General features: G+C 61.5%; 24 protein-coding genes. 10 read left to right on the forward strand and 14 right to left on the reverse strand.

Features of this window, described 5'->3' with window-relative positions:
• Positions 1–102 precede the first annotated feature (102 nt).
• Positions 103–1,131, forward strand: coding sequence for a LysR family transcriptional regulator (locus AC1RMF_RS05835; protein WP_342616153.1), 1,029 nt, complete (start codon positions 103–105; stop codon positions 1,129–1,131).
• A gap of 59 nt (positions 1,132–1,190) precedes the next feature.
• Positions 1,191–1,775, forward strand: coding sequence for a cyclic nucleotide-binding domain-containing protein (locus AC1RMF_RS05840; protein ID WP_342616152.1), 585 nt, complete (start codon positions 1,191–1,193; stop codon positions 1,773–1,775).
• On the opposite strand, the gene AC1RMF_RS05845 is transcribed toward AC1RMF_RS05840, so the two are convergent.
• The 6 genes from AC1RMF_RS05845 to AC1RMF_RS05870 all read right to left on the reverse strand — a co-directional run bounded on the left by AC1RMF_RS05845 (position 1,760) and on the right by AC1RMF_RS05870 (position 7,347).
• Complete coding sequence (locus AC1RMF_RS05845) at positions 1,760–2,473, reverse strand: ABC transporter ATP-binding protein (protein WP_493140366.1); 714 nt, start codon at positions 2,471–2,473, stop codon at positions 1,760–1,762. The genes AC1RMF_RS05840 and AC1RMF_RS05845 overlap by 16 nt on opposite strands.
• On the reverse strand, positions 2,470–3,243 hold the full coding sequence (locus AC1RMF_RS05850; protein ID WP_493140368.1) for an ABC transporter ATP-binding protein: 774 nt from the start codon (positions 3,241–3,243) through the stop codon (positions 2,470–2,472). Before AC1RMF_RS05850 ends, AC1RMF_RS05845 begins: the two co-directional genes overlap by 4 nt.
• Positions 3,240–4,118 (reverse strand): branched-chain amino acid ABC transporter permease, encoded by an 879-nt coding sequence (locus AC1RMF_RS05855; protein ID WP_342621087.1) that lies wholly within the window; start codon positions 4,116–4,118, stop codon positions 3,240–3,242. Before AC1RMF_RS05855 ends, AC1RMF_RS05850 begins: the two co-directional genes overlap by 4 nt.
• The gene (locus AC1RMF_RS05860; protein ID WP_342616150.1) at positions 4,118–4,999 is read right to left on the reverse strand and encodes a branched-chain amino acid ABC transporter permease; all 882 of its coding nucleotides are present in this window, start codon (positions 4,997–4,999) and stop codon (positions 4,118–4,120) included. The genes AC1RMF_RS05855 and AC1RMF_RS05860 overlap by 1 nt, the downstream gene beginning before the upstream one ends.
• An 85-nt stretch (positions 5,000–5,084) precedes the next feature.
• The gene (locus tag AC1RMF_RS05865; RefSeq protein WP_493140370.1) at positions 5,085–6,239 is read right to left on the reverse strand and encodes an ABC transporter substrate-binding protein; all 1,155 of its coding nucleotides are present in this window, start codon (positions 6,237–6,239) and stop codon (positions 5,085–5,087) included.
• 193 nt (positions 6,240–6,432) lie between these two features.
• A complete protein-coding gene (locus tag AC1RMF_RS05870) occupies positions 6,433–7,347 on the reverse strand; it encodes a LysR family transcriptional regulator (protein WP_493140372.1) in 915 nt (304 codons plus the stop codon).
• A gap of 10 nt (positions 7,348–7,357) precedes the next feature.
• Between AC1RMF_RS05870 and AC1RMF_RS05875 the strand changes: the two genes are divergently transcribed.
• From AC1RMF_RS05875 to AC1RMF_RS05905, 7 genes are all read left to right on the forward strand, one after another.
• Positions 7,358–7,849, forward strand: a complete 492-nt coding sequence (locus AC1RMF_RS05875; protein WP_493140374.1) for a DoxX family protein — start codon at positions 7,358–7,360, stop codon at positions 7,847–7,849.
• Positions 7,850–7,878: 29 nt separating this feature from the next.
• Positions 7,879–8,829 (forward strand): glutathione S-transferase family protein, encoded by a 951-nt coding sequence (locus AC1RMF_RS05880; RefSeq protein WP_493140376.1) that lies wholly within the window; start codon positions 7,879–7,881, stop codon positions 8,827–8,829.
• Positions 8,830–8,859: 30 nt separating this feature from the next.
• Complete coding sequence (locus AC1RMF_RS05885) at positions 8,860–9,744, forward strand: pirin family protein (protein WP_493140378.1); 885 nt, start codon at positions 8,860–8,862, stop codon at positions 9,742–9,744.
• Positions 9,745–9,774: 30 nt separating this feature from the next.
• Positions 9,775–10,176, forward strand: coding sequence for an OsmC family protein (locus tag AC1RMF_RS05890; protein ID WP_493140380.1), 402 nt, complete (start codon positions 9,775–9,777; stop codon positions 10,174–10,176).
• Between the two features lie 117 nt (positions 10,177–10,293).
• Positions 10,294–10,677, forward strand: a complete 384-nt coding sequence (locus AC1RMF_RS05895) for a methylglyoxal synthase (protein WP_342616143.1) — start codon at positions 10,294–10,296, stop codon at positions 10,675–10,677.
• A gap of 77 nt (positions 10,678–10,754) precedes the next feature.
• Entirely contained in the window at positions 10,755–11,336 is a 582-nt protein-coding gene (locus AC1RMF_RS05900; RefSeq protein ID WP_493140383.1) for a TetR/AcrR family transcriptional regulator, read from the forward strand.
• Between the two features lie 86 nt (positions 11,337–11,422).
• Complete coding sequence (locus AC1RMF_RS05905; RefSeq protein ID WP_342616141.1) at positions 11,423–12,130, forward strand: SDR family oxidoreductase; 708 nt, start codon at positions 11,423–11,425, stop codon at positions 12,128–12,130.
• 27 nt (positions 12,131–12,157) lie between these two features.
• On the opposite strand, the gene AC1RMF_RS05910 is transcribed toward AC1RMF_RS05905, so the two are convergent.
• The 7 genes from AC1RMF_RS05910 to chvE all read right to left on the reverse strand — a co-directional run bounded on the left by AC1RMF_RS05910 (position 12,158) and on the right by chvE (position 19,966).
• Complete coding sequence (locus tag AC1RMF_RS05910; RefSeq protein ID WP_493140385.1) at positions 12,158–12,787, reverse strand: 2-dehydro-3-deoxy-6-phosphogalactonate aldolase; 630 nt, start codon at positions 12,785–12,787, stop codon at positions 12,158–12,160.
• Positions 12,784–13,719: a 2-dehydro-3-deoxygalactonokinase gene (locus AC1RMF_RS05915; protein WP_493140387.1), complete on the reverse strand. Its 936-nt coding sequence runs from the start codon at positions 13,717–13,719 to the stop codon at positions 12,784–12,786. The genes AC1RMF_RS05910 and AC1RMF_RS05915 overlap by 4 nt, the downstream gene beginning before the upstream one ends.
• Before the next feature lie 2 nt (positions 13,720–13,721).
• The gene (locus tag AC1RMF_RS05920; protein WP_493140389.1) at positions 13,722–15,158 is read right to left on the reverse strand and encodes an aldehyde dehydrogenase family protein; all 1,437 of its coding nucleotides are present in this window, start codon (positions 15,156–15,158) and stop codon (positions 13,722–13,724) included.
• Positions 15,159–15,166: 8 nt separating this feature from the next.
• Positions 15,167–16,096, reverse strand: a complete 930-nt coding sequence (locus AC1RMF_RS05925; protein ID WP_493140391.1) for a dihydrodipicolinate synthase family protein — start codon at positions 16,094–16,096, stop codon at positions 15,167–15,169.
• 10 nt (positions 16,097–16,106) lie between these two features.
• Positions 16,107–17,300: a multiple monosaccharide ABC transporter permease gene (mmsB, locus tag AC1RMF_RS05930; protein ID WP_493140393.1), complete on the reverse strand. Its 1,194-nt coding sequence runs from the start codon at positions 17,298–17,300 to the stop codon at positions 16,107–16,109.
• A gap of 2 nt (positions 17,301–17,302) precedes the next feature.
• On the reverse strand, positions 17,303–18,814 hold the full coding sequence (mmsA, locus tag AC1RMF_RS05935) for a multiple monosaccharide ABC transporter ATP-binding protein (RefSeq protein WP_493140395.1): 1,512 nt from the start codon (positions 18,812–18,814) through the stop codon (positions 17,303–17,305).
• Positions 18,815–18,919: 105 nt separating this feature from the next.
• A complete protein-coding gene (gene chvE / locus AC1RMF_RS05940; protein ID WP_446738041.1) occupies positions 18,920–19,966 on the reverse strand; it encodes a multiple monosaccharide ABC transporter substrate-binding protein in 1,047 nt (348 codons plus the stop codon).
• 177 nt (positions 19,967–20,143) lie between these two features.
• Between chvE and AC1RMF_RS05945 the strand changes: the two genes are divergently transcribed.
• Positions 20,144–21,112: a LysR family transcriptional regulator gene (locus tag AC1RMF_RS05945; RefSeq protein WP_342621012.1), complete on the forward strand. Its 969-nt coding sequence runs from the start codon at positions 20,144–20,146 to the stop codon at positions 21,110–21,112.
• A gap of 18 nt (positions 21,113–21,130) precedes the next feature.
• Here AC1RMF_RS05945 and AC1RMF_RS05950 read toward each other — a convergent pair whose 3' ends face one another.
• A complete protein-coding gene (locus AC1RMF_RS05950) occupies positions 21,131–21,904 on the reverse strand; it encodes an SDR family NAD(P)-dependent oxidoreductase (protein ID WP_342621011.1) in 774 nt (257 codons plus the stop codon).
• Between the last annotated feature and the right edge of the window lie 23 nt (positions 21,905–21,927).

The following is a 21,927-nucleotide window of genomic DNA, read 5'->3' on the forward strand; positions in this document are numbered from 1 at the left end:
AACACTGATACATTCAGCATGCCCGCAAACGTCCACAGGAAGCCCGGTCCGCACTGTCACGAAGGCGTCTGGCGAAGGCATTGAAACCAAGGGAAAACACCAATGAAACAGCACGCCAGCAAAGCCCCTAAAAAGTCAGCAGCCTCAGGGATTTCCCGCAAGGAAAAAACGCCCGTCGCAGATACGCCCTTCACCGGGCGTGACAGCTACCTCAAGAACCTCACGCTACGGCAGTTGCGCCTGTTCGAAGCGGTGGCTACCCACCTGAGCTATTCACGCGCTGCCGAGCAGATGAACGTGACGCAACCGGCAGTCTCCATGCAGGTGCAGCAGCTCGAATCCGACCTCGGTCTGCAACTGCTGGTCAAGGTGGGCAAGAAGGTGACCCTGAGTCAGGCCGGTGAAGAGATGCTGCGCCAGTCGCGGCGCATCCTGAGCCAGGTGCAGATTGCGGAAGAGGCGGTGGCGGCCTTTCACACCACCGAAGGCTCCAAGGGCGGTTTTCTTCATCTGGGCGTGGTGCCCACCGCGCATTACTTTGCACCCAAGCTGCTGATGGCCTTTGCCCAGGAGTGGCCGGGCGTCAAGTTCAAGCTCACGGTGGACCGGCGCGACGCGATCCTGGGGATGTTGCAGGACCATCAGCTGGATGTGGCCATTGCCGGCTATCCCCCCTCCGAGGCGGACCTGGAAGCAGAGGCCTTTGCCCAGCACCCGCATTGCATCGTGGCCGCAGCCAACCACCCGTTGGCAAAGAAGCGCCGAATCACCTGGGAGGCGCTGAAGGACGAGCCCTTCATCTTCCGCGAACCCAACTCGGCCACACGCCAGTTCTTCGAGCACCTGGTGCAGGCGCAGTCGCTGCAGGTGAAGGTGTCCATGGAGCTGTCGGGCAACGAGACCATCAAGCAGGCCGTGATGGCCGGCATGGGCATCAGCTTCCTTTCGGCGCACACCTTCCAGATCGAGCTGGAGGCCGGACGCCTGTGCGTGCTGCATCTGGAAGACATGCCCAAGATGCTGGACTGGTGCCTGCTGCACCGGCGCGACTCTTTTCTCTCGGGGGTGAACGATGCATTTCGCACCTTCGTCATGCAGCACGGCGCCGGATTGGCACAGTGCCGCATCTGAGCACCGATTCGCGCTAGACTGGCTTCTCCTTTCCGTCTGGAGGCCTTCACGGTTCCGCCATGGCTACAAGAGTCGACCCTGAAATTGCAAACCTGCTCTCCGAGAACGTGGGCGCGCGCAAGGTTTACGTAGAGCCGATTCCGCCCAAAGCCGTCACGCCCACCATTCGCCTGGACCAGCAGATCATCAAGAAGATCGCCGACCGGGTGGCTATCTTTGCCCATCTGCCGCAGGATGGCCTGCTGGCGGCCCTGGCGCTGGGCGAGGTTCAGCACTACCGGGCGGGCGATGTGCTGTTCCGCGAGAAGGACCTGGGCCGTTCGTTCTACGTGGTGATCGTGGGTGCCGTGGATGTGGTGAAGGAACGCGAGGGGCGTGCCGTGCGCGTGGCCTCACTGGGTGTGGGCGAATGCTTTGGTGAAATGGCGCTGGTGCGGGACGACCTGCGCACCGCCACCGTGTTGGCGCAGGTGGACTGCGTGACGCTGTGCTTCCAGCGTGCACGCATCGATGCCTACGCCAGCATCGCCTCGGTCATCTACAAGAACATTGCCGGAGTGCTGGCACGCCGTCTGGACGAGCGCAACAGCTCGATGGCGGACCGCATGGTGCAGGACAGCCCTGGCGATCAGCCGCCCAGGTAGGCCTCTTCCACCTTGGGGTCAGCCAGCAGATTGGCACCGGTATCGGACAGCACGATCTTGCCGGTCTCGATGACAAAGCCGTGGCGCGCGATCTTGAGTGCCTGGCGCACGTTCTGCTCCACCAGCAACAGGCTCAGACCCGCCTGGTTGATTTTGACCAGGGTGTGGAATATCTCCTGCACCAGAATGGGGGCCAGCCCCATGGAAGGCTCATCCAGCAACAGCAGTTTGGGCTTGGCCATCAGGGCGCGGCCAATGGCCAGCATCTGCTGCTCGCCACCGGATAGATTGCCGGCATACTGGGCCGAGCGGTCCTTGAGACGCGGCAGCAGGTGGAAAACTTCCTCGAGTGTGCTGGCAATGCCGGCCTTGTCTTTGCGGGTGTAGGCGCCCAGCTGCAGGTTCTCCAGAACCGTCATGGTGGTGAGGATGGCGCGGCCTTCGGGCACCTGCACCACACCCCGCTGCACGATCTGGTCCGGTGAGAGGCGGGTAATGTCCTCACCCTCGAATTCCACGGTGCCACGCTTGGGGCGCAGCAGGCCGGAGATGGCCAGCATGGTGGTGCTCTTACCCGCACCATTGGCACCGACCAGGGCCGTGATCTCGCCCTGCTGCAGCTCCATCGAAATGCCTTTGACCGCTTCGATATGGCCGTAGGCAACCGCCATATCCGTCACGCGCAGGCACACGCTCATGCTGCATCCTCCTTGCCCAGATAGGCTTCAATCACTTCGGGGTTGTTGCGGATCTGGTCGGGCGTACCTTCAGCGATGATGCGACCGAAGTTGAGCACCGCAATGCGGTCGCACAAGCCCATCACGAAGCGCATGTCATGCTCGATCATGAAGACACCGTAGCCGCGCTGGCGGATGTTGCGGATCTCTTCCATCAGAATGGTCTTTTCCGAAGGGTTCATACCGGCCACCGGTTCGTCGAGCAGCAGCAGCTTGGGTTCGGTGGCCAGGGCACGGGCAAACTCCAGCTTGCGCTGGTCGCCGTACGACAGGTTGTCGGCCAGGGTGTCGGCCTTGTGGTCCAGACCAACCCAGGTGAGGAGTTCCAGCGCGCGCTCGCGGGCGCGCTTTTCCGCAGCCCGGTAACCCGGCGTATTGAACAGCATGCCGAAGGTGCCGTACTCCAGATGGTCGTGCAGACCCACCATCACGTTCTCCAGCAGATCCATCTCCTTGAAGATGCGGATGTTCTGGAAGGTGCGCGCAATGCCGCGTTGGGTGATGCGATGCGACGGCAGGCCGACCAGGTCTTCCCCCTGGAAGGTGATGCTGCCGCTGTTGGGCTGCAACAGCCCAGTCACCAGGTTGAACACCGTGGTCTTGCCGGCACCATTGGGTCCGATGAGACCGTAGATGGTGCCTGCGGGCACCTCGAAATTCACATCATGCAAGACATGCAAGCCACCGAAGTGCTTGCCGACATTGCGGATGGACAGCAACCCGGCACTCATGCCCGGCCTCCTTCATTGCGACTGGACTTGTTGCGGTTCAGCCAGGCGCGTACGCGGCGTGGCTCCCAGATGCCCTTGGGCAGGAACAGCACCACCAGCACCAGAACGGCGCCGTTGACCAGCGAACGGAAGTCGTGCAGGAAGCGCAGCAGCTCGGGCAACAGGGTCAGAATGGTGCCGCCCAGAATGGGCCCCACCAAGCCGGACGTGCCGCCCAGCACCGTCATGGTGAGGAAGTCCACAGCGGTCTCGAAACCGTATTCGCGCGGGCTGATGAAGAAGGTGAAGTGGGCATTGAGTGCACCGCCCACACCGGCAATGAAAGCGCCCAGCACGAAGGCCAGCAGCTTGTAGCGCGCCACATTGATGCCCATCAGGCGGGCGGCCACTTCGTCTTCCTTGATCGCTTCAAAGGCGCGGCCGACCTTGGAGCGGCGCAGGCGTGCCAGGCCGTAAATGGTCAGGCCCAGCAGCACCACGATGTGCCAGCCTTCGGTGGATTGGGGAATGCCGTTGAGGCCTTCCGGCCCACCGGTGATCTCCAGGTTGAGCACGGTGATGCGCACCACTTCACCAAAGGCCAGTGTGGCCATGGCCAGGTACACGCCTGAGAGGCGCAGCACCGGCACACCGATGATCAGTGCCACCAGCGCGGGCGCCAGGCCACCAGCCAGCAGCACGGCAGGAAAATCCCAACCTGCCTGCAAGGTCAGCAGCGAGGCCGTATAGGCACCGATGCCCATGAAGGCCGCATTGGCCAGCGAAAGCAGACCGCAGGAAAGTGTCAGCCACAAGGACAGGGCCAGCATGGCGTGCACACCCACGGTGAACACCAGCGTGCTGTAGGTGGACCAGAAATCGTTGAGCCAGGTCATCATGCCTTCCTCTCCAGCTGACGCCCGAACAGCCCCGAGGGCCGTACCAGCAGGATCAGGAACAGCAGGCCGAAGGCCACCGCGTCACCCATCTGGCTTGACAGGTAGGCCTTGCTGATCACCTCGGCAAAACCAAGGAACAGGCCGCCTATGAGCGCGCCACGGATATCGCCCATGCCGCCCAGGATGATGACCGCAATGCCCTTGTGCAGCATGGGCTGGCCCATCTGCGGCGTGATGGCATTGAAGTCCAGACCAATCAGCACACCGGCAATACCGCCCAGCGCAGCCGCCACAAACGAAGTCGTGTGAAACAGCGTCTCCACCGGAATGCCCAGCAGCCAGGCCGCCTTGGGTGACTCGGAAATAGCCCGCAGCGCACGGCCCAGCTGGGTACGCTTGAGGATGGAGAACATCACCGCCATGAGCACGAAGGCGATCAGCACAATGCCGACTTCCAGCGCACGCACATGCACATTGCCGACGACGAACTCGCCAGCGGGCAGCGTCTCTTCCGGAAAGCGCAGGGCCTCTGCACCAAACAGCCCCTGCGCCGTCGTGGTGAGCATGATGCTCACACCGATGGTGGCAATCATGGGGATCAAGTGGGGCGCATTGCGCATGCGCAAGGGCTTGAGGATGAGCACGTCCACCAGCATGCCGATGATGCCGCTGACCAGCATGGCCCCCAGCATGGCCAGCCAGAGCGGCAACTGAAACCGGGTGACCAGGCCCAGCGCCACATAGCTGCCCACCATGAACAGTGCGCCGTGCGACAGGTTGATGACAGCCAGCACACCAAAAACCAGCGTGAAGCCCAGGGCGAACAGGGCGTACACGCTGCCTAGCGTGAGTGCGTTCAGAAGTTGTTGTTCAAGCATGGGGATTTGAAAGTCAATGGGGCCCGGTAAGGGCCCCCTGGAGCAGCAAGGCCAAATGCCTCACCTTTGGACAGACAAGCCCGTCTTATTTGCCTTCAAACAAGGTGAACTTGCCGCTGCGCACCACATAGATGAAGGGCTTCTGGTCGGCATCCCAGCCGCCCGGCTTGCCATCCTTGGTCTTGGCAGGACGGAACTTGAACGGGCCGGTGGCGCCGTTGATGGTGGTCTTGGGCAAGGCGTTCTTGAGCGCTTCGCGGTCCGCTGCCAGGTCACCCGTCAGCTTGACGTCCTTGAGCGCAGCTGCGGCAATGTTCAGCGCATCGTAGGCCTGGGCAGCGAACTGGTTGGGCTCGGCGTTGTACTTCTTGTTGTAGGCGGCCACAAAGGCCTTGTTCACCGGAGCCGGGTTGGTGTTGGACCAGGGGCTTCCAACAAAGGTGCCTTCGCCAGCCAGGCGGGAGATTTCAAACAGCTTGGGCGAGTTGAATCCGTTGCCGCCGATGAAAGGCGCCTTGATGCCCAGACCGCGGGCCTGGATCATGATGTTGGCAGCTTCTTCGGCCAAGCAGGAGCAGACCACGGCGTCGGGCGCGGAAGCTGCGATCTTGGTGAGCTGGGCCTTGAAGTCCACGTCGCCCTTGACATAGGTCTCGGTGGTGGTGACAGGCAGGTTGCGCTCGGCCAGCACACCCTTGAACACGTCGTAGCCGCTCTTGGTGAAGGCATCGTCATTGCCGTAAATCACGGCGACCTTCTTGAGGTTGTAGAACTTCTGTGCGGTTGCCACGGTGACGGGCAGCACGTCGGACTCCATCACGGAATTGCGGAACACGTAGGGGCCAATGTCGGTGATGCCGTTGGCAGTCACCGAGGTGCCGAAGATGGGGGTCTTGGCAGCGTTGGCCACCGGGCCGCCCGCGAACATGGAGTTGGACAGTGTGGGGCCGAAGACCATCAGCACCTTGTCCTGGAACACCAGCTTCTTGACCACGTTGATGGCTTCTTCCTTCTTGCCCTGTTCGTCTTCGATGACGAGCTGGATCTTGTCGCCATTGACGCCACCCTTGGCATTGATTTCATCCGCTGCGAGCTGGAAGCCGTTGCGGATGGCAACACCGTATTGCGCTGCGCCACCGGAGAGGGCTTCGGCCACACCGAACTTGATGTCTGCAGCCTGAACCAGTCCGGCAGCTGCAAGGGAACCAACGAGAGCGAGGGATTGGGGTAGATAACGCATGTATGTTCCAGCTAAGTCAGTGGCGAAAACTGCCCGGCATCTCGCACAAGAGCCGGCCAGGCAATCGGAAAATAGAAGAACCCAGAACAGCCACCATCTGCAATGGGTCGCAAGAGGCGAGCCCGCATTCTAGCGTGCCTTGGTTTGCCAAAGGGTAGGTGCTTGTCCCGTACAAGACCTGCACGCGCGCGGCTCAATTGCTTTCGCCAGTGCCATCGCCCAAGGCCGCCTGCAGCATCTCAATGAAGGCGCGGGTCTTGGCCGGCATGAGGCGACGCCCCACAAAAACCGCCCAGGCTGCGTCGGATGGCAGACACCACGCAGACAGAACGCGGCGCAGCTTCCCACGCTTGACCAAGGCCTGGGCAAACCGGTCCGGCACCGCGACGATGCCAGAGCCCCGGGTGGCCATGCGCACCAGCATGTCGGGCGAGTTGGCGGCAAAGGAGCTGGGCGGCGCGCCCTCCCAGCGCTGGTCATCCTTCTGCAGCGTCCAGATCAGGGGCTCGTTGTTGCGCTTGAGGAGCAGCAGGCCCCTGTGCTTTTCCAGATCCTGCGGAGTGCGGGGTGTGCCATGTTCGGTCAGGTACGCAGGCGATGCATACAGGCCATTGGTCATCGTGGCCAGTTTGCGCGCCACCAGCGTGGCGTCATCCTGCAGCACACCGAAGCGCAAGGCAATGTCAAACCCTTCGGCCAGCAAGTCCACGCGCCGCGGCGACAAATCCATTTCCAGCGAAACGCCCGGATGCATGGCCGAGAAGGCGGCCAGCATATCTTCCAGCAGGTACACCGCCACCTCGCTGGGCATGGACACGCGCAGGCGTCCGGTGGGCTGCACCTGGCGATGCTCGCGCAAGGCGGCCACGGCATCCACTTCTGCGGCCACCTGGCGGGCGTGCTCGAGCAACTGCAGACCGAACTCGGTGAACGACGAGCGCCGGGTGGACCGCACCATCAGCCGCTCGCCCAGTTGCTCTTCCAGAAAGGACACGCGGCGCGAGACCGTGGACTTGGGCAAGCCCAGCCGCTCGGCGGCCTTGCTGAAGCTCCCGGCATCGGCCACGCGGGCGTAGATCAACAGATCGTTAGGGTTCAATTGTTCCATGTATGGAACGATGTTACCCATTTATCCGACTTCTGCAAATGAATCAACAACAATACAGTACACCCATCAACCACTCTTTCTAAAGGAAATCACCATGTCCAAGTCCCTGCAAAACAGCCTCAACCTAGGTGCCCGCGTTCTGCTGGCCGTCCTGTTCCTGCCCGCCGGCATCGGCAAGCTCACCGGCTTTGGCGGCACCGTCGGCTACATCGCCTCCGTTGGCTTGCCCTTGCCTACCCTGGGTGCCGCTTTGGCCCTGACGGTGGAAATCCTCGGCAGCCTGGCATTGCTGGCCGGATTCGGCACGCGTGCAGCCGCCCTGGTGCTGGCTGTATTCACCCTGGTCGCCAGCTTCTTCTTCCACGCCTTCTGGGCCGTACCCGCCGACCAGGCCTTTGTGACACAACTGCTGTTCTTCAAGAACATTGCAGTCGTGGGCGGTTTGCTAGCCGTGGCCGCCAATGGCGCTGGCGACTGGAGCCTGGACGCCCGCAAGCAATAAGGCAGCAATCCAATCAAGGAGCACACACCATGGAATCCACCGCAACCACCGGCAACACCTGGACCCGACAGATCGCAGATGACGGCTCCTTTGTGCGCCGTCCCACGGGATTCCATGGCGCCGTCACCGCCCAGGCGGGACGGCACCAGGCCGAAGGCGGCCGCTACCACCTGTATGTGTCCCTGGCCTGCCCCTGGGCCCACCGCACGTTGATCGTGCGGGCCCTCAAGGGCCTGGAGGACGCCATCAGTGTGGACGTGGTCCACCCGTTTCTGTCGGACAGTGGCTGGTCCTTCGGTACCGACTTTGCCGGCGCTACCGGTGACCGTGTGGGAGGCAGGAGCTACCTGCAAGAGGTGTACCGCCAGGCTGAGCCCGGTTATGACGGCATCGTCACCGTGCCGGTGTTGTGGGACAAGAGGCTGGGCACCATCGTCAACAACGAGTCGTCCGAAATCATCCGCATGCTCAATACCGAGTTCGGGGAGTTTGCGACGCACGCCGGGCTCGATTTGTACCCGGAGGCCCTGCGCAGCGAGATCGATGCCGTCAACGCCTGGACCTACCCGAGCATCAACAACGGCGTCTATCGCAGCGGTTTTGCACGCAGCCAGTCGGCGCATGAACGTGCGGTGAACGAACTGTTCGCCGCGTTGGACCGCGCCGAGAACATCCTGTCGCGCCAGGACTATCTGGTGGGCAATGTGTTGACCGAGGCCGATGTGCGCCTGTTTCCGACGCTGATCCGCTTTGATGCGGTGTACCACACGCACTTCAAATGCAACCGCAAGCTGATTGCGCAATACCCGGCGCTGCACCGCTACATGGCGCGCATCTACCGGCTGCCCGGTGTGGCAGGCACGGTGAATCTGGATCACATCCGCTACCACTACTACGCCTCGCACAAGCACATCAATCCCAGCGGCATTGTTCCGCAAGGCCCTGACGTGTTGCAGCAACTGACAGCAGCCCTCATCTAAACCGCTCATCTATTGAAGAAAGGCCATCGTATGAACACCGCAGCATCCACCTCAACAACCCCAGTTACCCAATCGCGCACGGTCGAGCGACTGGTCGCCGGCCAGGCCACATCGGACGGCGCAGGCGTCAAGCTGACCCGCGTGCTCACGCAAAACCTGCAGCACCGTCTGGACCCGTTTCTGATGCTGGACGCCTTTGGCAGCGACAAGGCCGACGACTACATTGCAGGCTTCCCTGACCACCCGCACCGCGGCTTCGAGACGGTGACCTACATGATTGCCGGGCGCATGCTGCACCGTGACAGCGCCGGACACGAAGGCTTGCTGCAGAACGGCGGCGTGCAGTGGATGACAGCCGGCAAGGGCGTGATCCACTCGGAGATTCCGCAGCAGGAAGAAGGCGTGATGGAGGGCTTTCAGCTCTGGCTCAATCTGCACAGCAGCGAGAAGATGAACACACCTTGGTACCGCGACTTCCAGGATGCCAACCTGCCCAAGCTGGTGACCGATGACGGCGTGGCTGCCACCGTGATCGCCGGCCACAGCCATGGCGTACAGGGCGCGGTCACACGCGACATCACCCAGCCGCTGTACCTGGACCTGCATATGCCCCAGGGCAGCCAGTTTGAGCAGCCATTGCCGGCCGATCACAATGCCTTCATCTATGTGTACCGCGGGGAGGTCAGCATCGGTGACACCACCGTGCCCATGCAACGCATGGCCATATTGGCCAACACGGCACAGGCGGATGGCGTGGTGATCAAGGCCAGTGCAGATGCCAAACTGATCCTGATTGCCGGCAAGCCATTGAAGGAGTCCATCGTGCAATACGGTCCGTTTGTGATGAACTCGCAGCAGGAGATCTACCAGGCGCTGAGCGACTTCCGTGACGGAAAGCTTGGAGAGACTGCCTGAAGCGGAACCACTTTTGAAAGAGGAACGGACATGACCATTGAAGCCCGACTGCACCGTGCCAACGGCGCACTCACCGCCCTGAGCAACGGCCGCCACGTGTGGAATGCGGACGTCGACAAGGCCACCGGCTCCGATGATCGTGCGCCGGACCCGCACGATCTTTTGGATTCGGCACTGGCGGCCTGCACCACCCTGACGCTGGAGGTCTACGTCCGCCGCCGCCAGATGGCGGTGACCGATCTGCGCGTCACGGTGGACCGTGTGGAAGGCAAGGACGAACAAGGGCGGCCCTTCTACCAGATGCAGCGCCGTATCCACATCGATGGCGATATCACTGAGGCAGAGCGGCAGCGGCTACTGGAGATCGCCAACAAGTGCCCCATCCACAAGCTGCTCAGCGGCGATATCCGCATCCAGTCAGAATTGTCTTGAATGGACGCGGTTGGCCTGCAGCATGTGCGAACGCTGTGGATCTGAGCTACGAAAGTTCTTTGCATGTAACCCGCTGCGAACTATATTGGGTGCAGTTCCTTCACTGCCCCACCCCCTATGCCACTTCGTATCGCCCTGATCGCCCACGACAACAAGAAAAACACCATGGTTGAACTGGCCAGAGAATTCGCTCCGTTCCTCAGCCGTTGCGAACTGTGCGCCACGGGAACCACGGGCGGCAGGTTGGCCAACGAAGTTGGACTCCGTGTGGAGCGCATGCTCAGCGGCCCCATGGGAGGCGACTTGCAGATCGGCGCGCGCCTGGCGATAGGCGGGCTTGACGGCATCATCTTTCTGCGCGACCCCATGACGCCACAGCCGCACGAACCCGATATCAATGCACTGGTACGCGCAAGTGACGTACACGATGTGCCCTGCGCCACCAACCTGTCCACTGCACGGCTCATGCTGGCGCAATGGTGCGCACAGGAATCGGCTTAAGGCGTATTTCCCCACACCGTCCGTGGTTTATCCGGGCGCAAAATATGACGATCATCATATTTTGATACATTACAGCCATGCAAAGCAAACCCAGTCGCCGCGAAGCCACCCATGAACGCATTCTTGAAGTTGCGTCGTTGGCACTGCGCCGCAATGGGTACAACGGCGTGGGCGTGGCTGACGTAATGAAGCAGGCTGGTCTGACCCACGGCGGCTTCTACGCACACTTCCCTTCGCGTGACGCCTTGCTGGCGGAAGCGATTGCGCGTGCCGGACGAGACAACACTGAAGGCACGATGCAGCGCATCGCGCGCAAACAGGCAGGCGGCAAAAGCGCCCTACGTGTGCTAATTGAAGACTATCTCTCGGAAGCCCATTTGCGGGATGTCGAAGGCGGTTGTGTCGTGGCGGCGTTGAGTTCCGAAATGCCCCGGCAGTCGCCAGAGCTGCAGCAAGCCGCATCCGAGCGCGTACGCAGCCTGGTCAATCTGGTGTCACACGCCCTTCCCCCGGGTGGCACTGCCGATCAGGCCATGGCCATCGCCGGCAGCCTGGTGGGTAGCCTGCAATTGGCACGCACCCTGGGCTCCAACGCGCAGGGCAAGGCCATGCTGGCCGCTGCGCGCAATGCGCTGCTGGCGCAGTACGCCTCCGACTGAACAAATCCTCTCCATTTGTTTGCCGTTTCTTTGTCCAAAAAATATGATGATCATCATATATTCAACCCACCATCCAAGGAGTTTCCATGAAAGTAGCTGACGCAACCATTCTGATTACCGGTGCCAACCGCGGCCTGGGCCTGGCATTTGCACGGGAGGCGCTGGCGCGCGGTGCGCGCAAGGTGTATGCCGCTGCGCGTGATCCGTCCACGGTGACGCTGCCCGGCGTGATTCCGGTGAAGCTGGACGTGACCAATCCGGAAGACGTGGCTGCTGCCGCGAAAAATTTCCCGGATGTCACGCTGCTGATCAACAACGCCGGCATTGCCGCCACCGGCAGCGTGTTGGCACCGGACAGCATTGCCTCCGCACAGCGCCACTTTGATACCAATGTGTTCGGCCCTATCCGGCTGACGCAGGCTTTTGCGCCCATTCTGGGGGCCAATGGGGGCGGAGGTATTCTCAATGTGCTGTCCATTGCCAGCTGGATCAACGGGCCTTTGCTGGGCGTCTATGCCATGAGCAAGTCGGCAGCCTGGGCCATGACCAACGGCACGCGCATTGAGCTCAGTGCGCAGAAAACCCAGGTGCTGGGCCTGCACGTCGGCTTTATCGATACCGATCTGACGCATGGCTTCGATGTACCCAAAGTGTCACCCGAAGCAGTGGTGCGCACCGCGCTGGATGCGCTCGAGGCAGGTGCCAGCGAGGTACTGGCCGATGACGTGACGCGGCATGTCCATGCCGGCCTATCGGCCAACCCGGCGGTCTACCTGCACGCGCTGGAACGCTGAAGACGGGGCCCAACGGCCCGCGGCACTTCAGCCTTGCCAGGCCTGGATGAAATGCGCGGCCGTCTCCGCAACAGCCTGTGCGGTTTTGCCGGGTGTATAGAGCTGACTGCCAATGCCGAACCCGGTGGCCCCGGCCCGTTTCCAGGCCGCCATGTTGACCGGGTCAATGCCACCCACCGGCCACACCTCCGTGCCCGCGGGAAGCACGGACTTGAGCGCCTTGAGACCCGCAAGACCCAGGGTGTCGGCGGGAAATATCTTCAGCGCATGTGCGCCAGCCTGCAACGCGGTGAAGGCTTCGGTGGGCGTGACCACGCCGGGCGCACTCAGCATGCCCAGCGCAACCGCGCGGGCGATGACGCGGGCATCGCAGTTGGGCGCCACCATGAGGCGGCCACCGGCCGAATGCACGGCGTCAACGTCTGCCACCGTGAGCATGGTGCCGCCACCCACCAGGGCGTCGGCAGGCAGGGTGCGCACCAGCAGGTCGATGCACTCCAGTGCTTCGGGGCGGTTCAACGGCACTTCCAGCGCACGAAAGCCGCTGGCATACAAGGCCGCACCCACGGCCTCTGCGTCTTGCACGGTCAGCCCGCGCAGGATGGCAACCAGGGGGAGCTTGCGGGTTTGGACCAATAACTGGTGGGGAGTCGTCACGTGTTTTTCCAATGGGTTTGCAAATGGGACAGTGCCCCGATAAAGGCCTGCTCCGCATCAATCAGGTGGCAGTGCAGGCCGAGTTGTTCTGCACTGGCGCGGTACAAGGTGGCCAGTGCGGGCGAGCCGATCAGGTAAAAGTCCTGCACCGACGATGTGGCACCGGGGCGGCCCAGTACGTCATGCATTTCGTGCCCGATCAGCAGGCCGCTCAGATAGGCGCGCGCACTGCTGGATGCCATGTCGCCACACACCACCCGTGCACGGCAGCCAAACAGCAAGTGGCTGAGCGAACCTTGCGCGGACGCTTGCACACCGTCCGCAAAAGCGGCCTGGTCCCAGGATGCTTCATCCGCACCGATGGCCGCCGCAATGGTCCCCTGCTTGCTCAGCAGGTCAAACAATTCACCGGTCATGTAGGTGCGCAGCTGCTGAATACGCCCGGCCCGCAGCTCCACCCACTTGCTGTGGGTGCCGGGCAGCACAAACCAGCCGCTGTGGTGACCCAGCGTGACTGCGCCCAGCAGCTGCGTTTCTTCGCCGCGCATCACGTCCGGCTGACCGTGGCTGTCGCGCACACAGTAGCCCGGCACGACCACGGCTTGCAAGTCCAGACGCCCAGCGGACACGGGATACAGATGCTGCGCCAGGTCGGTCAGCAGCACGGATTCATCCACATAAGGGACCTGCACCCAGCCCAGCGCACTGCCCACCATGCCGGACATCACCACCTGGGTGGTGTCGGCATCCAGCGCCTGCAGTGCCTGGACCAGCGCCTGTTCAAAGCGACCCTTGCTGGCCAGCGCACCTTCGCCGTCTGCATGGGTGCGCACACATTGGCCCTGGTCATTGAGGGCATAGGCGCGACGATGGGTGGTGCCCCAGTCAACGCCTACCATGGCAAGCTGCTGCGGCATTTCGGAAACCGACACGCTCAAGCCAGCGTATAGGCCGTCTTGACCACGGTAAAGAACTCCTTGGCATAGGTGCCCTGCTCGCGCGAGCCATAGCTGGAGCCCTTGCGGCCACCGAACGGCACGTGGTAGTCCACCCCGGCCGTTGGCAGGTTGACCATCACCATGCCCGCTTGCGAGTGGCGCTTGAAATGCGTGGCGTATTTGAGCGAGGTAGTGGCAATGCCGGCTGACAGGCCAAACGGCGTGTCGTTGGCCACCGCCAATGCTTCGTCATAGTCCTTCACGCGGATGACGCTGGCCACCGGGCCAAAGATTTCTTCGCGGTTGATGCGCATCTGCGGCGTGCTGTCCACCAACAAGGCGGGAGCCATGTAGAAGCCCTCGGTGTCGCGTTGCAAGCGATCTCCGCCTGCGAGCAGCGTGGCGCCTTCGCTCTGGCCGATATCCACATAGGACATGTCCTGCTCGAGCTGGGCCAGCGAGGCAACCGGTCCGATGTCGGTCCCTGCGGCGCAGGCGTCGCCCACCTTGATGCTGGCCATGCGCTTTTGCATGGCGTCAATGAAGGCGGGGTAGATCTTGTCGGTCACGATCAGGCGGCTGGACGCTGTGCAGCGCTGGCCGGTGGAGTAGAACGCGCTCTGCACGCACAGCTCCACAGCCACACCCAGATCGGCGTCGTCCAGAACCACCTGCGGGTTCTTGCCGCCCATCTCGAGCTGCACCTTCTTCATGTTGGCAGCACAGGCGGCGGCAATGCGTTGCCCCACGCCAACCGAGCCGGTAAAGCTCACGGCAGCAATGCCGGGGTGGTTGACCAGCGCATCGCCAATGACACTGCCGCGCCCCATCACCAGGTTGAACACGCCTGCCGGAATGCCGCTGCGGTGGATGATGTCGGCCAGCGCCCAGGCGCAGCCCGGTACCAGGTCGGCCGGCTTGAGCACAACGCAATTGCCATAAGCCAGGGCAGGTGCAACCTTCCATGCGGGGATCGCCATCGGAAAATTCCAGGGCGTGATCAGGCCGATCACACCCAAAGGCTCGCGGGTGATTTCCACGCCAATGCCGGGGCGAACTGAAGGCAAAACCTCGCCGCCCAAGCGCAGGCATTCACCGGCGAAGAATTTGAAGATGTTGCCAGCACGCGCCACTTCGCCAATACCCTCGGCGCGGGTCTTGCCCTCTTCACGTGACAACAGGGTACCGAGTTCCTCGCGTCGGGCCAGAATTTCCGTTCCGATCTTGTCCAGCGCATCCGCACGCGCCTGCACGCCGGAGGTGGACCACGCAGGAAAAGCCTTTTGCGCGGCAGCCACGGCCATATCGAGCTGCGCCACATCGGCCTGGGCATAGTCGCCCAGGCTGTCCTGCAGGTTGGAGGGGTTGATGTTGGGCGCGTAGTTGGGCGCTGCCAGCCATTCGCCGGCAATGAGGTTGTGGTGTTGTGTCATGGTTTCTTTCAGTGTCCCCAGCGCAATACCAGGGGGTCCAGACGCCGTGCAACTTCCAGCAACCCCTTGCGGACTTCCGGATGCATGGCGGGAAAAGGATGGCGCGGCGCTTCGCAGGCGATCACGCCGCCCTCGTGCATCAGTGCCTTGGCGGTCAGTATGCCGCCCTGGCGGTTCTCATAGTTGATCAGTGGCAGCCATTGTTGGTAGAAGGCAGCCGCCGTATCGCGGTCACCGGCAGCATGCGCATCCACGATGCGGCGTATGCCATCCGGATAGGCACCGCCGGTCATCGCGCCGGTAGCGCCAGCATCCAGGTCCGGCATGAGCGTGATGGCTTCTTCGCCATCCCAGGGGCCTTCAATGGCAGCGCCGCCCAGACGAATCAACTCGCGCAGCTTGGAGGCCGCACCTGCCGTCTCGATCTTGAAGTAGCTGACATGCTCAATCTCCTGCGCCATGCGTGCCAGGAAGGGTGCAGACAAGGGCGTGCCGCTTACAGGCGCATCTTGGATCATGATGGGGATGTCGATGGCGTCCGACAGCCGTGCATAGAACTCGTAGATCTGCGCTTCCGACACGCGGATGGTGGCGCCGTGGTAGGGCGGCATCACCATGACCATGGAGGCGCCCTGCTGCTGCGCGCGCACGCTGCGATCCACACAGACCTGGGTGCTGAAGTGGGTGGTGGTGACGATTACCGGCACGCGCCCCTTCACATGGGCCAGGATGGTGGAAGTGAGCACTTCGCGCTCCGCATCCGACAGCACAAACTGCTCCGAAAAATTGGCCAAGATGCACAAGCCCGTGGAGCCGGCATCAATCATGAAATCCACGCAGCGCAGCTGGCTCTCCAGGTCGAGCGCGCCGTCTTCGGTAAACGTAGTGGGAACGACCGGAAATACGCCCTTGTAGCGGGCCGCCGTTGTTGTAGTCATGGAGGCCGCCTTATTTCTTCTTGTTGTACACGTCCACGCACACGGCTGCCAGCAACACCAGCCCCTTGATGACCTGCTGGTAGTCAATGCCAATGCCCATGATGGACATGCCGTTGTTCATCACACCCATGATGAAGGCGCCAATCACAGCGCCCAGCACCTTGCCCACACCGCCGGAAGCCGATGCACCTCCGATGAAGCAGGCCGCAATCACGTCCAGCTCAAAGCCCAGACCGGCCTTGGGTGTAGCGGTATTGAGTCGCGCTGCAAAGATCAGTCCGGCCAGGGCCGACAGCACGCCCATGTTGATGAAGGTGTAGAAGGTCAGCCGCTCGGTCTTGATGCCCGAGAGGCGCGCGGCCTTCTCGTTGCCGCCCAACGCATAGATGCGGCGGCCCAACGTGGTGCGGGAAGTGACAAAGTCGTACACCAGCATCAGCAGCAGCATGACGATGAGCACATTGGGCAGACCCTTGTAGGAAGCCAACAGGTAGCTGAAGGCAGCAATCATCCCGGCGAACACCAGGTTCTTGATCATGAAGAACACCACCGGCTCGCTTTCCATGCCATGGCGTACGCGTGCGGCGCGGCCGCGGATCTTGGTGACCAGCAGAATCAGCGCCATCAGCAAACCCGCAATCAGCGAGGTGATGCGCAGCCCTTCACCATGCAGGGGATCGGGAATGAAGCCGGTACTCAGGAGCTGGAATTGCTCCGGGAACGGGCCCACGGATGAGCCCTGCAACACCGCCAGCGCCAGCCCCTTGAACACCAGCATGCCAGCCAGCGTGACGATGAAGGACGGTATCTTGTAGAACGCCACCCAATACCCTTGCGCCGCACCGATGACGGCGCCCAGCACCAGGCAGATAAACCCTGCCAGCGCAAAGTTGACGTTGTGGTTAACCATCAGCACCGCAGCGCAGGCACCGACAAAGCCGCTGACCGAGCCCACCGAAAGGTCGATATGGCCGGCCACAATCACCAGCAGCATGCCCAGCGCCATCACGATGATGTAACTGTTCTGCAGGATCAGGTTGGTCAGGTTGAGTGGCTGGAACAGGGTGCCGTCGGTTTCGATCTGGAAGAACACCATGATGACCACCAGGGACATCAACAGCCCGTACTCGCGCACGTTGTTTTTCAGGAAGCTCAGACCGCTGATCTGCCCCTGCTCTTTGTTTTGTAGGGTTTGGGTTGCCATGTTCAGTTCACTCCGGATGTCACAATCGATCGCATGATTTTTTCCTGTGTCGCTTCGGCAGCCGAGAATTCGGCCACGAAAGCTCCCTCGTTGAGAACACAGATTCGGTCGCACATACCCAACAGTTCGGGCATCTCGCTGGAAATCATCAGCACGCATTTGCCCTCTGCGGCCAGCTGCGCGATGATGGTGTAGATCTCGTATTTGGCGCCCACGTCGATGCCGCGCGTGGGCTCATCGAGTATCAGCACCTCGGGGTTGGAGAACAGCCATTTGCTCAGCACCACCTTCTGCTGGTTTCCGCCCGACAGGTTGACGGTACGTGCGTACACATCGGGGCTGCGGATATTGAGCTTGCGCCGGTACTCTTCTGCCACCTTAAATTCCTGGCCTTCGTGGATCACGCTGTTGCTGGACACCGCCTCCAGATTGGCCAGCGTGGTGTTCCAGGCGATGGTTTCTTCCAGCACCAGGCCGTAGCCCTTGCGGTCTTCCGTCACATAGGCAATGCCGTTGTCGATGGCCTTCTGCACGGTGCTGGTATCCACGGGCTTGCCGTGCACGAACACCTGGCCACTGATGTCGCGCCCATAGGTGCGACCAAAAATGCTCATGGCCAGCTCGGTGCGGCCAGCGCCCATCAGTCCGGCGATGCCTACGATCTCGCCCTTGTTGACATGCAGGTCCACGCCCTTGATGACCACGCGATCCGGGTGCACATCGTGGTGGACCTTCCAGTTCTTCACCTCGAACACCTTGTCGCCGATCTGGGGCGTGCGCTTGGGATAGCGGTCGGCCATCTCACGCCCCACCATGTGGCGGATGACGACGTCTTCGCTGATCTTGCCGGCGCTGCAATCCAGCGAGGCTACGGTAGCACCATCGCGCAACACCGTGATGCTGTCGGCCACCTTGGAAATTTCGTTGAGCTTGTGCGAAATCAGAATGCAGGAAATGCCGTGACCCTTGAGGTCCAGCAACAGCTCCAGCAGCGCGTCGCTGTCGGTCTCGTTCAAACTGGCCGTGGGTTCGTCCAGGATCAGCAGTTTGACTTCCTTGGACAACGCCTTGGCGATTTCAATCAGTTGCTGCTTGCCCACACCCAGATTGGTGATGAGCGCATTGGGAGACTCGTTGAGCCCGACCTTTTTCAGCAGGGCCTGGGTCTTGACATAGGAAGCGCTCCAGTCAATCACGCCACCATGGGACTGCTCGTTGCCCAGAAAGATGTTTTCGGTAATCGAGAGCAGCGGTACCAGCGCCAGCTCCTGGTGGATGATGATGATGCCCTTGTGCTCGCTGTCGGCGATGCCACGGAACTGGCAATCCTCGCCCATGAACCGAATCTGGCCTTCAAAATCACCGTGCGGATAGACACCGCTGAGCACCTTCATCAACGTCGATTTGCCGGCGCCATTTTCTCCAACGATGGCATGGATTTCACCGGACCTGACGGTCAGGTTGACATCACTCAAAGCACGCAAGCCGTGGAACGACTTCTTGATTCCACGCATTTCAAGAATTGGGTCTGCCATTGCCTTGTCTGTCTCTCTTCTTGTACGAAATAAAAAGGCCCTGTGCGTTGCTGCACAGGGCCTTTGACTGTAGCCCTGAAACGCTTACTTGAGTTGTTCTTCCTTGATATAGCCGCTGCCGATCAGCACCTGCTTGTAGTTGGAAAGATCCACAGGGATGGGTTTGAGCAGGTAGGAAGGAACCACCTTGACCTTGTTGTTGTAGGTCTTGGTGTCGTTGATTTCCGGCTGCTTGCCGCTCAGCACCGCATCCACCAGGTTGGCCGTGACTTTGGCCAGCTCACGCGTGTCCTTGAAGATGGTGGAGTACTGCTCCTTGCGGATGATGGATTTCACCGAAGGCACTTCCGCATCCTGGCCGGTCACGTAGGGGTAGGGCTGCGATGCCGAGCCGTAGCCCACGCCTTTGAGGGAAGACAGGATACCGATGCTCAGACCGTCATAGGGGGACAGCACAGCGTCCACGCGCTTGTTGCCGTAGTAGGCGCTCAGCAGATTGTCCATACGGGCCTGGGCCACGGCACCGTCCCAGCGCAGGGTGGACACCTTGTTCATGCCCAGCTGCTTGCTCTGCACGACCAGCTTGCCTTTGTCGATGTACGGTTGCAGCACAGACATCGCGCCGTCATAGAAGAAGAAGGCGTTGTTGTCATCCGCAGAACCGCCGAACAGTTCGATGTTGAACGGGCCCTTGCCTTCTTTCAGGCCCAGCGCCTTTTCCAGGGACTGTGCCTGCAGCACGCCAACCTGGAAGTTGTCGAAGGTGGTGTAGTAGTCCACATTCTTGCTGCCCACGATCAGACGGTCATAGGCAACAACCTTGATGCCCTTGTCAGCAGCCTTTTGCAGGGCGTTGGACAGGGTGGTGCCGTCAATGGAAGCAATGACCAGCGCCTTCACACCCTTGGTGATCATGTTTTCGATCTGGGCCAGCTGGTTGGGGATGTCATCGTCGGCGTACTGCAGATCCGTCTTGTAGCCCTTGGCTGCCAGCGCTGCCACCATGCTGTTGCCGTCACTCACCCAACGGGTGGAAGTCTTGGTGGGCATTGCCACGCCGACTGTGCCTTTGTCCTGAGCCTGTGCAACGGGCGTTCCGATTGCAAAACCCAGCACCAAAGCGGCGGCCAAAGTCTTGAGAGTTGTTCTACGAGCAGTCACTGTGCGTCTCCTGTAATTGATTGGTGTCATTTCTAGCGTCTTTGCCTTCTGGCTCAGATGGCGAAATCATATGGACAAGTTCGATGCTTATCCAATATAGTTTGACCAATATCTAATACACAAATTGAGATTGGTGATAACCCTAATATGACAAATTACACCCATTGGTTCCTGAGGGCCCGCCTGAAGACGCGCCAGCTGCTGCTGCTGGTGGCTTTGTCGGAGGAAGGCAACATCCACCGCGCGGCCCAGGTGCTCAACATGACGCAGCCCGCCGCGTCCAAGCTGCTCAAGGATCTGGAGGATGTGCTGGAGGTGTCTCTGTTCGAGCGCCTGCCGCGGGGCATGCGCCCCACTTGGTATGGCGAAACCATGATCCGGCACGCCCGCGCCGCGCTGGCCACGCTCAACCAGGCCCATGACGAGCTGCAGGCGGCCAAGAACGGTCAGTTCGGGCAGGTCAACATCGGCTCCATCACCGCCCCGGGGCTGGCCCTGCTGCCGCCCACGGTCGCCTCGGTCAAGCAGGCACATCCCAATCTGCACATCACCATCCAGATCGAGCCCAGCAATCTGCTCATCGAGCGCCTGAACCGGGGCACGCTGGACATTCTGGTGGGGCGGCTTTCAGCTGAGCACGACCAAGGCGCACTGCGTTACGAAGTGGTTACCGACGAGCCGGTTTGCGCCGTGGCGCGTCCGGGCCATCCCTTGTTTTCGGTGAGCAAACTGACGGTGGAAGACATGTTGGGCTACGGCTGGATCGTGGCTCCCGCCGGCAGTGCGCTGCGGCATCGGTTTGACCTGATGTTCCAGGAGCTCAACCTGCCGCACCCCACCAACAGCGTGGAGACCAGCTCGCTGCTGTTCATCGCCAAGATGATGCAGCAAAGTGACATGGTCAGCGTGATGGCTACCGACGTGGCGCGCTATTACGCGGACCACGGGCTTTTTTCCATCCTGCCCATCACCCTGCCCTGCGACATGGAGCCCTTCGGCTTCATCACCCGGCGTGACCGCCTGCTTTCGCCGGCCGCTCAGGTGGTGCTGCGCAGCCTGAAGGCGTCGGCCATGGTGGTGTACGGCAAGCAGTTCGATCTGGAACTGCCTGCCTGAAGGCAGCGTATGCGCAGGCTAGTTCCAGCCAGCGTCGACCTTGAACTCCTGCGCGGTGCACATGGCTGCGTCGGCGGATGCCAGGAACAGCACCATGCGCGCCACGTCCGAAGGCTTGAGCTTGTCCGGCAGGCACTGATTGCGCTTGATTTCCGCCTCGCCCTCGGCATTGAGCCACAGGGCAATCTGGCGCTCGGTCATGACCCAGCCCGGCGACACGGTGTTGACCCGGATGCGGTCTGCGCCCAGACTGCCCGCCAGCCCGCGGGTGAGGCCATTGACCGACGACTTGGCAATGGCGTAGCAGGGATAGGCACTGCCTTTGGTCTGCCAGCCGGTGGAGCCCAGGTTGATGATGGAACCGCCGCCCAGACGGCGCATGCCCGGCACCACGGCCTGGATGGCAAAGAAGGCGGGGCGCTGGTTGACGGCCATGCGTTCGTCCCAGTACTCGGGCGTCACCGATTCCAGCGTATGGCGGTCGTCACGGGCCACGTTGTTCACCAGGGTGGAAAAGTCACCCAGTTCCTGCTGGGCTGCGGCAATGGCGGCCTGCAGCGCGGCCACGTCGCGCACGTCGCAGGCGCGCCACCACACCGGGGTATGACCACGTTGCGCCACGCGCTCGGCCAATGCTTGGCTTTCGGTGGCCGCCATGTCGACAAAAGCCACCTGTGCCCCCTGTTCGGCAAAGGCTTCCACCATGGAAGCACCGATGCCGGTCCCCCCTCCGGTGATGAACACCCGTTGGCCACGCAGGCTGGGAAATGTGGCCAAGGTTGATGCGGTCATAAAAGAGCTCCTATTGATGTATT

It is taken from the genome of Rhodoferax sp. GW822-FHT04A08 (assembly GCF_058801025.1).

What these genes read in the sequence shown, in the direction of transcription:
- AC1RMF_RS05845 (WP_493140366.1), bottom strand. Translation starts at nt 2,473, where the DNA reads ATGAGCGTGTGCCTGCGCGTGACGGATATGGCGGTTGCCTACGGCCAT.
- AC1RMF_RS05920 (WP_493140389.1), bottom strand. Translation starts at nt 15,158, where the DNA reads ATGACACAACACCACAACCTCATTGCCGGCGAATGGCTGGCAGCGCCC.
- AC1RMF_RS05860 (WP_342616150.1), bottom strand. Translation starts at nt 4,999, where the DNA reads ATGCTTGAACAACAACTTCTGAACGCACTCACGCTAGGCAGCGTGTAC.
- AC1RMF_RS05870 (WP_493140372.1), bottom strand. Translation starts at nt 7,347, where the DNA reads ATGGAACAATTGAACCCTAACGATCTGTTGATCTACGCCCGCGTGGCC.
- AC1RMF_RS05895 (WP_342616143.1), top strand. Translation starts at nt 10,294, where the DNA reads ATGCCACTTCGTATCGCCCTGATCGCCCACGACAACAAGAAAAACACC.
- AC1RMF_RS05900 (WP_493140383.1), top strand. Translation starts at nt 10,755, where the DNA reads ATGCAAAGCAAACCCAGTCGCCGCGAAGCCACCCATGAACGCATTCTT.
- AC1RMF_RS05905 (WP_342616141.1), top strand. Translation starts at nt 11,423, where the DNA reads ATGAAAGTAGCTGACGCAACCATTCTGATTACCGGTGCCAACCGCGGC.
- AC1RMF_RS05855 (WP_342621087.1), bottom strand. Translation starts at nt 4,118, where the DNA reads ATGACCTGGCTCAACGATTTCTGGTCCACCTACAGCACGCTGGTGTTC.
- AC1RMF_RS05885 (WP_493140378.1), top strand. Translation starts at nt 8,860, where the DNA reads ATGAACACCGCAGCATCCACCTCAACAACCCCAGTTACCCAATCGCGC.
- AC1RMF_RS05875 (WP_493140374.1), top strand. Translation starts at nt 7,358, where the DNA reads ATGTTACCCATTTATCCGACTTCTGCAAATGAATCAACAACAATACAG.
- mmsB (WP_493140393.1), bottom strand. Translation starts at nt 17,300, where the DNA reads ATGGCAACCCAAACCCTACAAAACAAAGAGCAGGGGCAGATCAGCGGT.
- AC1RMF_RS05840 (WP_342616152.1), top strand. Translation starts at nt 1,191, where the DNA reads ATGGCTACAAGAGTCGACCCTGAAATTGCAAACCTGCTCTCCGAGAAC.
- AC1RMF_RS05890 (WP_493140380.1), top strand. Translation starts at nt 9,775, where the DNA reads ATGACCATTGAAGCCCGACTGCACCGTGCCAACGGCGCACTCACCGCC.
- AC1RMF_RS05880 (WP_493140376.1), top strand. Translation starts at nt 7,879, where the DNA reads ATGGAATCCACCGCAACCACCGGCAACACCTGGACCCGACAGATCGCA.
- AC1RMF_RS05835 (WP_342616153.1), top strand. Translation starts at nt 103, where the DNA reads ATGAAACAGCACGCCAGCAAAGCCCCTAAAAAGTCAGCAGCCTCAGGG.
- AC1RMF_RS05950 (WP_342621011.1), bottom strand. Translation starts at nt 21,904, where the DNA reads ATGACCGCATCAACCTTGGCCACATTTCCCAGCCTGCGTGGCCAACGG.
- AC1RMF_RS05945 (WP_342621012.1), top strand. Translation starts at nt 20,144, where the DNA reads ATGACAAATTACACCCATTGGTTCCTGAGGGCCCGCCTGAAGACGCGC.
- AC1RMF_RS05865 (WP_493140370.1), bottom strand. Translation starts at nt 6,239, where the DNA reads ATGCGTTATCTACCCCAATCCCTCGCTCTCGTTGGTTCCCTTGCAGCT.
- AC1RMF_RS05850 (WP_493140368.1), bottom strand. Translation starts at nt 3,243, where the DNA reads ATGAGTGCCGGGTTGCTGTCCATCCGCAATGTCGGCAAGCACTTCGGT.
- mmsA (WP_493140395.1), bottom strand. Translation starts at nt 18,814, where the DNA reads ATGCGTGGAATCAAGAAGTCGTTCCACGGCTTGCGTGCTTTGAGTGAT.
- AC1RMF_RS05925 (WP_493140391.1), bottom strand. Translation starts at nt 16,096, where the DNA reads ATGACTACAACAACGGCGGCCCGCTACAAGGGCGTATTTCCGGTCGTT.